Origin of the sequence: Pseudomonas sp. BF-R-24, from assembly GCF_019947335.1 — a bacterium.
Classification (GTDB): Bacteria; Pseudomonadota; Gammaproteobacteria; order Pseudomonadales; family Pseudomonadaceae; genus Aquipseudomonas; species Aquipseudomonas jessenii.
On sequence record NZ_JAGYGG010000052.1, the window covers coordinates 18,511 to 30,563 of the forward strand.

Annotated in this window: 11 protein-coding genes; all 11 read right to left on the reverse strand. The window is 59.5% G+C overall.

The genetic code is table 11. The features are described from left to right. Position 1: 1 nt before the first annotated feature. The gene (nuoC, locus tag KGA98_RS26230; protein ID WP_057714159.1) at positions 2-1,786 is read right to left on the reverse strand and encodes an NADH-quinone oxidoreductase subunit C/D; all 1,785 of its coding nucleotides are present in this window, start codon (positions 1,784-1,786) and stop codon (positions 2-4) included. A 72-nt stretch (positions 1,787-1,858) separates the two neighbouring features. Further along, positions 1,859-2,533: a NuoB/complex I 20 kDa subunit family protein gene (locus KGA98_RS26235; protein ID WP_046037844.1), complete on the reverse strand. Its 675-nt coding sequence runs from the start codon at positions 2,531-2,533 to the stop codon at positions 1,859-1,861. Between the two features lie 10 nt (positions 2,534-2,543). Continuing rightward, entirely contained in the window at positions 2,544-2,957 is a 414-nt protein-coding gene (locus KGA98_RS26240) for an NADH-quinone oxidoreductase subunit A (protein WP_003223812.1), read from the reverse strand. 646 nt (positions 2,958-3,603) lie between these two features. Beyond that, positions 3,604-4,929 (reverse strand): isocitrate lyase, encoded by a 1,326-nt coding sequence (gene aceA / locus KGA98_RS26245; protein ID WP_034146910.1) that lies wholly within the window; start codon positions 4,927-4,929, stop codon positions 3,604-3,606. A gap of 473 nt (positions 4,930-5,402) precedes the next feature. After that, positions 5,403-6,164 (reverse strand): secretin N-terminal domain-containing protein, encoded by a 762-nt coding sequence (locus KGA98_RS26250; RefSeq protein WP_150812618.1) that lies wholly within the window; start codon positions 6,162-6,164, stop codon positions 5,403-5,405. 361 nt (positions 6,165-6,525) lie between these two features. Further along, a complete protein-coding gene (locus tag KGA98_RS26255; protein ID WP_057714161.1) occupies positions 6,526-6,951 on the reverse strand; it encodes a GNAT family N-acetyltransferase in 426 nt (141 codons plus the stop codon). Next, positions 6,944-8,113 (reverse strand): cupin domain-containing protein, encoded by a 1,170-nt coding sequence (locus tag KGA98_RS26260; RefSeq protein WP_008053451.1) that lies wholly within the window; start codon positions 8,111-8,113, stop codon positions 6,944-6,946. The genes KGA98_RS26255 and KGA98_RS26260 overlap by 8 nt, the downstream gene beginning before the upstream one ends. An 87-nt stretch (positions 8,114-8,200) precedes the next feature. Further along, complete coding sequence (gene purB / locus KGA98_RS26265; protein WP_223504481.1) at positions 8,201-9,571, reverse strand: adenylosuccinate lyase; 1,371 nt, start codon at positions 9,569-9,571, stop codon at positions 8,201-8,203. Positions 9,572-9,695: 124 nt separating this feature from the next. Continuing rightward, a complete protein-coding gene (hflD, locus tag KGA98_RS26270) occupies positions 9,696-10,319 on the reverse strand; it encodes a high frequency lysogenization protein HflD (RefSeq protein WP_057714163.1) in 624 nt (207 codons plus the stop codon). Continuing rightward, positions 10,316-11,449: a tRNA 2-thiouridine(34) synthase MnmA gene (gene mnmA / locus KGA98_RS26275; protein ID WP_057714164.1), complete on the reverse strand. Its 1,134-nt coding sequence runs from the start codon at positions 11,447-11,449 to the stop codon at positions 10,316-10,318. The genes hflD and mnmA overlap by 4 nt, the downstream gene beginning before the upstream one ends. 59 nt (positions 11,450-11,508) lie before the next feature. Beyond that, positions 11,509-11,955 carry an NUDIX hydrolase gene (locus KGA98_RS26280; RefSeq protein ID WP_223504483.1) on the reverse strand — a complete coding sequence of 149 codons (447 nt, stop codon included), beginning with the start codon at positions 11,953-11,955 and terminating at the stop codon, positions 11,509-11,511. Positions 11,956-12,053: the final 98 nt, after the last annotated feature.

Here is a 12,053-nt window from a genome sequence, read left to right on the forward strand (position 1 = left end):
CTTAGCGGTCCACGTCGGCCATAACGAAATCGATACTACCCAGGTACGCAATCAAGTCCGCGACCATGCTGCCTTTGATCACCGAAGGGATCTGCTGCAAGTGCGGGAAGCTTGGGGTACGAATCCGGGTGCGGTAGCTCATGGTGCCGCCATCGCTCGTCAGGTAATAACTGTTGATGCCCTTGGTCGCTTCGATCATCTGGAAGGATTCGTTGGCCGGCATGACCGGGCCCCACGAAACCTGCAGGAAGTGCGTGATCAAGGTTTCGATGTGCTGCAGGGTGCGCTCTTTCGGCGGCGGCGTGGTCAGCGGGTGATCCGCCTTGTACGGACCTTCCGGCATGTTGCGCAGGCACTGGTCGATGATCCTGATGCTCTGGCGCATCTCCTCGACACGCACGATGCAGCGGTCGTAGGCATCGCCGTTGGCGGCCAGCGGCACTTCGAATTCGAAGTTCTCGTAGCCCGAGTACGGGCGTGCTTTACGCAAGTCGAAATCGCAACCGGTCGAACGCAGGCCGGCACCGGTGACGCCCCATTCCAGGGCCTCTTTGGTGTTGTAGTCGGCGACGCCGATGGTCCGGCCACGCAGGATGCTGTTGTCCAGTGCGGCTTTCTGGTATTCGTCCAGACGCTTGGGCATCCACTCGACGAAATCCTTGACCAGTTTTTCCCAACCACGCGGCAGGTCGTGGGCGACGCCACCGATGCGGTACCAGGCCGGGTGCAGGCGGAAACCGGTAATGGCTTCGATCACCGTGTACGCGCGCTGGCGGTCGGTGAAGGTGAAGAACACCGGGGTCATGGCGCCGACGTCCTGGATGTAGGTACCCAGGAACAGCAGGTGGCTGGTGATCCGGAAGAACTCGGCCATCATGATGCGGATGACGTCGACCTTCTCCGGTACCTTGATGCCGGCCAGCTTCTCGACCGAAAGCACGTACGGCAGGTTGTTCATCACGCCGCCGAGGTAGTCGATACGGTCGGTGTACGGGATGAAGCTGTGCCAGGACTGACGTTCGGCCATCTTCTCGGCACCACGGTGGTGGTAACCGACGTCCGGTACGCAGTCTACGATCTCTTCACCGTCCAGCTGCAGGATGATGCGGAACGCACCGTGCGCGGACGGGTGGTTCGGGCCGAGGTTGAGGAACATGTAGTCCTCGTTCGGGCCGGAACGCTTCATGCCCCAGTCTTCCGGCTTGAAGCGCGCGGACTCTTCCTCGAGCTGTTGCTTGGCCAGGTTCAGGGTGAACGGGTCGAACTCGGTGGCACGGGCCGGAAAGTCCTTGCGCAGCGGGTGACCTTCCCAGGTCGGCGGCATCATGATGCGCGACAGGTGAGGGTGACCTTTGAAGTCGATGCCGAACATGTCCCAGACTTCGCGCTCGTACCAGTTGGCGTTCGGCCAGATGCTGGTGACGGTCGGCAAGCTGAGGTCGCCCTCGGACAAGGCAACCTTGATCATTACGTCACTATTACGTTCGATCGACATCAAGTGATAGAACACGGAGAAGTCGACGCCGTTCGGCAGCCCTTGACGCTTGGTGCGCAGACGTTCGTCCACGCCGTGCAGGTCATAGAGCATGACGTACGGCTTGGGCAGGTTACGCAGGAAGGTCAGGACTTCGACGAGTTTGGCGCGGGCAACCCAAAGCACCGGCATGCCGGTGCGGGTCGGCTGGGCGGTGAACGCCTCCGGGCCAAAACGGTTGTTCAGTTCGACGACCACATCCTGGTCGTCTGCCTTGTAAGGCGGGATGTACAGAGCACTGCCTGTAGTCATGGTTATTTATCGCTTTCGGTCAACGTAAAGAATGAAGCCAGGTTCTCGTTCTATTTAAGAAGCAGATCTGGATCAGACTTCGTCGGGGCTGCGCAGGTTGGTGACTGCGATTCGCTGTTCGCGGCGCTTTTCCTTCTCGGAAGGCATCTCGGCGCGATAGACGCCTTGATCACCAACGACCCAGGAAAGCGGGCGACGCTCCTGTCCAATCGACTCCTGCAACAGCATCAAGCCTTGCAGGAAAGCCTCAGGGCGGGGCGGGCAGCCAGGCACGTAGACGTCCACGGGCAGGAACTTGTCCACCCCTTGAACGACGGAGTAGATGTCGTACATGCCACCGGAGTTGGCGCACGAACCCATGGAGATGACCCATTTAGGTTCGAGCATTTGCTCGTAGAGACGCTGAATGATCGGCGCCATCTTGATGAAGCAGGTACCGGCGATAACCATGAAATCCGCCTGGCGCGGCGATGCCCGGATAACCTCGGCGCCAAAGCGCGCGATGTCGTGGGGCGCCGTGAAGGCGGTGGTCATTTCCACGTAGCAGCACGAAAGACCGAAGTTATACGGCCACAGGGAGTTCTTGCGCCCCCAGTTGATCGTGCCGTTAAGCACGTCTTCGAGCTTGCCCATGAAAATGTTTTTGTGGACTTGATCTTCTAACGGATCGGAAACGGTTTCCCGCTGGCCAATCGGATACTGCTCGTTAGGAGCATCGGGGTCGATCCTGGTGAGATTGTATTGCATTGCCAAAGCCTCATTGTTTCAGCTTCGCTTGCCGCTTGCGCCGAGCTTCCGGAGCCCAGTCAAGGGCGCCCACTCGGAATAGGTAGACAAGGCCTGCCAACAGAATTGCTATGAAAACGAGAGCTTCGACGAATCCGGTCCAGCCGCTTTCGCGGACGGACACAGACCATGCAAAGAGAAAGAGGGCTTCGATATCGAAGATCACGAACAACATCGCGACCAGATAGAATTTGGCTGAGAGCCGCAAGCGGGCGCCACCTGTAGGTAGCATGCCGGACTCGAACGGTTCGTTTTTGCTGCGGCCCCAGGCTTTTGACCCAAGGAGGCTGGAGACGCCCAGCATGAAGGCACAGAGGCCGACGACGCCTAGAAGGAAAATGGCAAAGCCCCAGTTGTGGGCCATGAGTCCTGTCGCTTCGGGCATGCTGGTAATCCTTAACAGAGAGCAAAGGTCTCTGAGCTTGAAAAGAAACAAAAGCAGTGACGATATGTCGCAGCAATCAATCCCGCTGATTTTATGGCTAAACACCCGGCAAGTAAAATTCCTATAGCGAAATTATTTATAGGAATAAGGACATAGCGCGCTTCAAAAGCCCCGCAGGCCTTGCGCCTTGGGCATTAGCCGGCATTTCGTCAATTATGTTTTGTAGGGAATGTAACGAACATAGTTTGCGCTAAATGATAATCAATATTGTTTGGCTTGATTTTTAAACTGCTTATCCTTCGGATACTCCGGAAGTTGTCTTATATGGGCGTTACAGCAAGTAGCGGCGGAGAGCGTTTTAGCGGATTTTTCTGACGGTCGTAGCGCTCTGGATCAATGTTTTTCCAGGTCACCACCATCCCCTGTAGGAGCGAGCCTGCTCGCGATGGTGGTCAACGATGACGCTGGGGTCCTGACACCCCACGGCGTCCTCAGGGTCATCGCGAGCAGGCTCGCTCCTGCAGGGGGGGGCGCTCATTGAATCGCAGACAAAAAAACGCCCCGAACCAGTCGGGGCGTCAGAGGTGCAGCGCTGCGGTTAGCTTTCTATTCGGTCCGCAGCGGCTGATGTCTCAGGCGAAGCAGATCAGTGGAACTGTTCTTCTTCAGTCGAACCGGTCAGTGCGGTTACCGAGGACGAGCCACCCTGGATCACGGTGGTCATGTCGTCGAAGTAGCCGGTGCCCACTTCCTGCTGGTGCGCCACGAAGGTGTAACCCTTGGAGGCGTCAGCGAATTCCTGCTCTTGCAGCTTCACGTAGGCAGTCATGTCGTTGCGGGCGTAGTCGTGCGCCAGGTTGAACATGCTGTGCCACATGTTGTGAATGCCGGCCAGGGTGATGAACTGGTGCTTGTAACCCATGGCGGACAGTTCGCGCTGGAACTTGGCGATGGTCGCGTCGTCCAGGTTTTTCTTCCAGTTGAAGGAAGGCGAGCAGTTGTACGACAGCAGTTGGTCCGGGTATTCCTTCTTGATCGCTTCAGCGAAGCGACGAGCCTCGTCCAGATCCGGCTTGGCGGTTTCGCACCAGATCAGGTCGGCGTACGGAGCGTAGGCCAGGCCACGGGCGATGGCTTGATCCAGGCCGGCGCGCACTTTGTAGAAACCTTCCTGGGTACGTTCGCCAGTCACGAATGGCTGGTCGTACGGGTCACAGTCGGACGTCAGCAGGTCAGCGGCGTTAGCGTCGGTACGGGCCAGGATGATGGTCGGAGTACCGGCAACGTCAGCAGCCAGGCGAGCAGCGGTCAGCTTCTGTACGGCTTCCTGGGTAGGAACCAGTACCTTGCCGCCCATGTGGCCGCATTTCTTCACGGAAGCCAGCTGGTCTTCGAAGTGAACGCCGGCGGCGCCTGCTTCGATCATGCTCTTCATCAGCTCGTAAGCGTTCAGTACGCCACCGAAACCGGCTTCGGCGTCAGCCACGATTGGCGCGAAGTAGTCGATGTAGCCGTCGTCGCCCGGGTTCTTGCCGGCTTTCCACTGGATCTGGTCGGCACGACGGAACGAGTTGTTGATGCGCTTGACCACGGTTGGAACCGAGTCCACCGGGTACAGCGACTGGTCCGGGTACATCGATTCGGCGGAGTTGTTGTCCGCAGCCACTTGCCAGCCAGACAGGTAGATCGCCTGGATGCCGGCCTTGACTTGTTGCACAGCCTGGCCGCCGGTCAGGGCGCCCATGCAGTTGACGAAATCTTTCTCAGGACGGAAGGCTGGCTTGGCACCCTGGGTCACCAGGTTCCACAGCTTCTCGGCGCCCATTTTTGCAAAGGTGTGCTCAGGTTGAACCGAGCCACGCAGGCGGACGACGTCAGCAGCGGAGTAAGTGCGTGTCACGCCTTTCCAGCGCGGGTTTTCAGCCCAGTCTTTTTCGAGGGCTGCAATTTGCTGTTCGCGTGTCAGTGCCATGGGAGATAAACCTCGTCGCGTCTTTATGAAAAGTTGTTCTGCGGTGGAAAATTCCTGCGCTCGCTGACCAGAAGCTTAAGCGGTCAAGTCGGATTCGGCGGGGAGGGCGACGGGATGAACGATCGGCTCGAGGGGAAGTGAGCAGGTAAAGGCGAACTGCGGGCGCATTCGGGCGTCGTGGGCCTTGGTGCGAACATCAGTGTGGTGCCGGGTTACCTATTACGCTTCCGTCCCTCGGGACAACTTCGTTCCAGTCGACAACCTCGTCAAACACACCTTGTGGGCGGTACAGACACGAAGCGGTTCGCGGGGTAGGTGCGAACATCGCCTCGAAGGCCCTTGCCAGGGCCTCTGATTAGCGGGAGCGAGGCCATCATGCCTTCGCTTTTTTGGCTCGTCAAACGTTTTGTAGTGCTTTTTTTAAGGCACTACATCTTTGGTCTAATACGACTCGTCAGTCAGTTTTTGGTGCTTTAGTCCAAGGTGTCGACTTTCACCCGCAAAGTCATGTCGTTGCGGCTCTGGGTCGAGTAGCTGCGGGTCAGGCCCTGTTTGTCGGCCTGGGTCTGGCCGTTGACCCCGGCCAGCAGGATCCACTCGCCGAGGTGGCCGGTGACGGTTGTGTCGGTGCTTTGTACGTTCACTACATCGGGACGTTCCTGGCTCATGCGGTCACGGTTGGTACTGATCGACAGGTGGACGATGTCGCCGGTGACGTTTGCGGTGACGTAGAAGCCCTGGGTGACGTTGCGGTATTCGGTCTGGCTGCGCAGGTCGCCGTAGGAATCGGTCTGCGAGCTGGTCAGCGGCACGCTCTGGCCGACCTGGATCAGCGCCGGTGTGCCTTCGCTGGCCTGCACCTGCTGAATGCCGCCGTCACGACTGTCGGTGGTGTAGTTGATGATGCGGGTCTGGCTTGGCTTGGCGCCGTTCACCGAATAACCCTGGTCACCCTGGAAGTTGTTGTCGCTGGTGTCGACGGTGATCAGCAAGCGCTTGGGTGCGGTGTCGAGTTGGGAAAGAAGGGCTTTAAGTTCGTCGATCTTGCGTTGATCGGCGTTGACGATCAATTGATTGCCATAGGCGCTGACCTGTCCGTCCTTGCCGACGAAATCCTGCGCCACCGGCAGCAGGTCGGCACTGGTGTGGTATTTGAGGGGGATGATTTCTGTGGCAGCCAGCACCGAAAAACTGCAGCCGAGCAGTAGGGTGGTGAGCAAGGTGCGTAGGGACATGTCCGTTATCTCCGCGTTCTAAAGGCTTGATATTGCCACTTTGTCGGCCCGGGGTTTGTAGGAGCGAGCTTGCTCGCGATGGGCGTGAACGATAATGCTGGAAGTCTGACACCCCGCGGTGTTCTCAAGACCATCGCGAGCAGGCTCGCTCCTACAGTTTGTCGGCCCGGGGTGGGGTAAGTTGAATCGTAGACAGCAAAACGCCCCGGTATCCGAAGATAGCGGGGCGTTTTGTGGTGTTCCTCAGGCCGCCATCGCGAGCAAGCTTGCTCCCACAGGGATCGATGGTGTTGCTGAAATCTTCAGCAATTCACAAATCCAATGTGGGAGCGAGCTTGCTCGCGATGGCGGCACCTGGGCCTTATGCCGAATGGCGAACCATGTCCACGTGCGGAATCCCGGCTTCCAGGAACTCCTCACTGACCATGTGAAAGCCCAGCCGCTCATAGAACGCCGTGGCTTGTACCTGGGCGCTGAGCATCTGCTGCTTCAGCCCGCGCTCTTCGGCTTCACCAATCACTGCGTGCATCAGCGCATCGCCGACTTTCAGGCCGCGCCAGTCCTTGAGTACCGATACCCGGCCGACGTGACCGTCAGGCAGCAGGCGGGCGGTGCCAATCGGAAAGTCGCCTTCGAGGGCGAGGAAATGCACGGCCGTTACATCATCGGCATCCCATTCCAGCTCGGGCGGAACGGATTGCTCGGCGACGAACACCGTCTCACGAATGCGCCGGATCTCGGCGTTGTCCTTCTGCCAGTCTGCGACACGTACGTGAATCTTATTCATCGGCAAACCCCAGGCTTCCTTGCTTGACCAGTTCGCACAGCAGCCCGCGACCGTCTTCGTCGCTCAGCCAGTCGCCAAGGTTGTCGGCGTGCAGCGCGTCGGCGGCGCAGATCATCTTCAACAATTCGCGCAGTTTGCCCGGCAGGTAACGGCTCTGACCGCTGGCGAACAGCAGCAGGTCGTCATCGACTTCAGACCACGCCAGGCGTGCGCTCGGGTTGCGAATCAGGATCGCGCCTTGTTCCAGGGCGGACATGAAGTCCTCTTCTTCGACGTCTTCCGGGCCCACCACCAGTTCCGGGTAGCGTGGCTCGGTCATGAACTGGCCGAACCAGGTCAGCAGCAGGCGCTCGTCGCTCATGTGCTCGGCCAGCAGGCCTTTGAGGCGGTCGAGTGCGTCGCGCTGGATCTGGTGAGGATCGGCGGTCGGCAAGGCGTCGGCGTCGGTGTAGCGTTCTTCGTCCGACAGGAACTGGCTGAGGAAGTCGGTGAAGTGGGTCAGCACTTCAGCGGCGCTCGGTGCGCGGAAGCCGACCGAGTAGGTCATGCATTCATCAACGGCAACGCCGCAATGGGCCAGGCGCGGTGGGAGGTAGAGCATGTCGCCCGGTTCCAGCACCCATTCATCGGTGGCTTCGAATTCGGAGAGGATGCGCAGGTCGGCGTGGGCCAGCATCGGGCTCTCGGTGTTGCACATCTGGCCGATCTTCCAGTTGCGCTTGCCGTGGCCTTGCAGCAGGAACACGTCGTAGTTGTCGAAGTGCGGACCAACGCTGCCACCCGGTGCGGCGTAGCTGATCATCACGTCGTCGATGCGCCAGCTCGGCAGAAAGCGGAAGTTTTCCAGCAGTTCGCTGACTTCCGGGACGAACTGATCCACGGCTTGAACCAGCAGGGTCCAGTCGGTTTCAGGCAGCTTGCTGAATTCATCTTCGGCGAACGGGCCGCGACGCAGTTCCCACGGGCGCTCGCCATTCTCGATGATCAGTCGCGATTCGACTTCTTCTTCCAGCGCCAGGCCGGCCAGTTCGTCGGCGTCGATCGGGCTTTCGAAATCAGGAATGGCCTGACGGATCAGCAGCGGCTTTTTCTGCCAGTAGTCGCGCAGGAATTCCCGTGCCGTGATGCCGCCCAGAAGTTGAAGAGGAATATCAGGATTCATGTGTAACCTATTGAAAAAATGCACTTTTCAGACGGGAATAAAAACGCCCGGCGCGGCCGGGCGTCTTATAAAGGGTCTAGCGGTCGATCAGATGCGTTTGGCTTGTTCTACAGCGTTGCCGATGTAGTTCGCCGGGGTGAGCAATTTCAGCTCGGCCTTGGCGGCGGCTGGCATGTCCAGGCCGTCGATGAAAGTCTGCAGCGCTTCTGGGCTGATGCCCTTGCCGCGGGTCAGTTCTTTCAGCTTTTCGTACGGGTTTTCGATGTTGTAGCGACGCATTACGGTCTGGATCGGCTCGGCCAGTACTTCCCAGCAGGCGTCCAGGTCAGCGGCAATCTTCTGCTCGTTGAGCTCAAGCTTGCTGATGCCCTTGAGGCTGGCTTCGTACGCGATCACGCTGTGGGCGAAGCCAACACCGAGGTTGCGCAGTACGGTGGAGTCGGTCAGGTCGCGCTGCCAGCGGGAGATCGGCAGTTTGCTCGCCAGGTGCTGGAACAGTGCGTTGGCGATACCCAGGTTGCCTTCGGAGTTTTCGAAGTCGATCGGGTTGACCTTGTGCGGCATGGTCGACGAACCGATTTCGCCAGCGATGGTGCGCTGTTTGAAATAACCCAGGGAGATGTAGCCCCAGATGTCGCGGTCGAAGTCGATCAGGATGGTGTTGAAGCGGGCGATCGCGTCGAACAGCTCGGCAATGTAGTCGTGCGGTTCGATCTGCGTGGTGTACGGGTTGAAGCCCAGGCCCAGCTCGTCTTCGATGAAGGCGCGGGCGTTGGCTTCCCAGTCGATCTCAGGGTAGGCCGACAGGTGGGCGTTGTAGTTGCCGACAGCGCCGTTGATCTTGCCCAGCAGCGGAACGGCAGCGACTTGAGCGATCTGGCGCTCCAGGCGGTAAACCACGTTCGCCAGCTCTTTGCCCAGGGTGGTCGGCGAGGCCGGCTGACCGTGGGTGCGCGACAGCATCGGCACGTCGGCGAAACGGATGGCCAGTTCGCGGATGGCGTTGGCAGTCTGGCGCATCAGCGGCAGCATCACGTCATCACGGCCTTCGCGCAGCATCAGGGCGTGGGACAGGTTGTTGATGTCCTCGCTGGTGCAGGCAAAGTGGATGAATTCACTGACCTTGGCCAGCTCCGGCAGCTTGGCCGCTTGCTCTTTGAGCAGGTACTCGATGGCCTTGACGTCGTGGTTGGTGGTGCGCTCGATCTCTTTGACGCGCTCGGCGTGCTCCAGAGAGAAGTTTTCCGCCAGAGTGTTGAGCGCAGCGTTGGCTTCGGCGGAGAACGCCGGCACTTCACTGATGGCAGGGTGAGCGGCCAGGCGCTGGAGCCAGCGCACTTCAACCAGAACGCGGGCACGGATCAGGCCGTACTCGCTGAAAATTGGGCGCAGGGCCTGGGTTTTGCCGGCGTAGCGGCCGTCAACAGGGGAAACCGCAGTGAGCGAAGAAAGCTGCATGGGGTGTTCTCGGACAGTCGGGCAACGAAATGGGGCGCGTATCATACATGAAAAAATCCGCCGGTCCGTCGCCAACTGACCGGCGTATTACGCGTATTGCTGAGTTCGGTTCTGTCGATGCGGGTTATTCGTTACGCATCAAGGGGTAAAGCTCTTTGAGCAATTTGCGGCGGCTGATCACCAGTTGCCAGCGATGACCGCCCAATTGCCGCCACAGGCGTGCTGAGCGAATGCCGGCCAGCAGCAGGGCGCGAATTTTCGAGGCGTTGCTCGGTTGTTGCAGGTTGCGCATGTCGCCGTGCACCTGAATGCGCTGGCGCAGGGTGCTCAGGGTGTCCTGATACAGCGCGCCGCAGGCGGCGATCACGTTTTCGTGGGCCGGGCCGAAGTGTTCGACCTGGGACTGAATCTGCGGCAGGCGTTTGCCGATCACATCGAGCATGTCCCCACGTTTGGCCAGCTGACGCTCAAGGCCGAGCATGGCCAAGGCATAACGCAGTGGCTCGCGCTGCAGGGCACTTGGGTCGCGTTCGAGGGCGCCGATCAGCGCGCGGTAGCCTTCGCGCAGGTTGATGTCGTCGCCACCATAGACTTCCAGCGTGTCCTTGGGGTCGCGGATCAGCAGGCTGCCGAGCATGCAGCTCAGGCCGGCTTCGTTGGTCTGGCCGGTCTTGGCGATCCTGTCCACCAGCACCGCGGCGAGAAACACCCCGCCCAGTGCCGTCAGTTGCTCCTGAATCGGGTTCATAGGGCCTGGCCCTTGCTCGTCCACGGCTCGGCTACTTCAATCACGCCGCCGCCGAGGCAGATTTCACCGTCATAGAACACCACGGACTGGCCCGGAGTGACCGCGCGTTGCGGATCATCGAAGGTCGCGCGATAACCTGTGGCGGTTTTTTCCAGGGTGCAGGGCTGGTCGCTCTGGCGATAACGCACCTTGGCGGTCAGTTTGCGCGGCTCGGTCAAATCGACCGGGTTGACCCAATAGATGTCCGAGGCGAGCAGGGCGCGGGAGAACAGGTAAGGGTGATCATTGCCCTGGCCAACGATCAGTTCGTTGTGTTCCAGGTCTTTGATCAGCACATACCACGGCTCGTCGCCGGCGTCTTTCAGGCCGCCGATACCCAGCCCCTGACGCTGGCCGATGGTGTGGTACATCAAGCCGTGGTGACGACCGATGACTTCGCCTTCGGTGGTCTTGATCTCGCCTGGCTGGGCCGGCAGGTATTGCTTGAGGAAGTCGCTGAAGCGGCGTTCGCCGATAAAGCAGATCCCGGTGGAATCCTTTTTCTTCGCGGTCGCCAGCTCGTACTTCTCGGCAATGGCGCGCACTTGCGGTTTTTCCAGCTCGCCGACCGGGAACAGGGTCTTGGCGATCTGTTCGCCACCGACGGCGTGCAGGAAGTAGCTCTGGTCCTTGTTCGGGTCCAGGCCCTTGAGCAGTTCGGTGCGACCATCGATGTCGCGACGACGCACGTAGTGGCCGGTGGCGATCAGGTCGGCGCCAAGCATCATGGCGTAGTCGAGGAACGCCTTGAACTTGATTTCGCGGTTGCACAGGATGTCCGGGTTCGGCGTGCGTCCGGCCTTGTATTCGGCCAGGAAATGCTCGAACACGTTGTCCCAGTACTCGGCGGCGAAGTTGGCGGTGTGCAGCTTGATGCCAATCTTGTCGCACACGGCCTGGGCGTCCGCCAGGTCATCCATGGCGGTGCAGTATTCCGTTCCATCGTCTTCTTCCCAGTTCTTCATGAACAGGCCTTCCACCTCATAACCCTGCTCGATCAGCAGGAGGGCGGAAACGGAAGAGTCCACGCCGCCGGACATGCCGACAATGACGCGCTTCTTTTGTGTGTCAGAAGGGGCTGGATCACGCATAGGGATTCAATGAGTGTCTTGAAAAAGGACGCGATTCTAGCAGGCTCAGGCCCGCAAGGCTAAAGAGAAGGACGGATCAATTCGAGGCCGAAGTGTTGGCCTGCCAGATAGTCGTCGATGCAGCGGATGATCAGCTCGCTGCGCCAGTTGTCGCGCTGCTCGATTAATTCCTCGCGGGTCAACCACTTGGCGCCGACGATGCCGTCATCCAGTTGATAATCCGCGTGGTGTTTCAGTGGTTTGGCGATGAAGCAGACCCTCTGGTAGGTCACGCCATTGCTCGGGGCGGTGTAGAGGTAAATGCCCAGTACGCCGGTCGGTTCGACGTCCCAGCCGGTTTCCTCGAGGGTTTCGCGCACGGCGGCTTCGGTCAGGGTTTCGTTCGGGTCCAGATGGCCGGCGGGCTGATTGAGCACCACGCGTCCGTGCTTGAATTCCTCGACCATCAGGAAGCGGCCGTTGTCTTCGACGATGGTGGCGACGGTGATGTGGGGTTGCCAATCCATATGGTTTCCTCGGTTTCCAGTGTTGAAATACAGTCAAATGTGGGAGCGGGCTTGCTCGCGAAAGCGGTGGGTCAGTCAACATCGATGTTGAATGATAA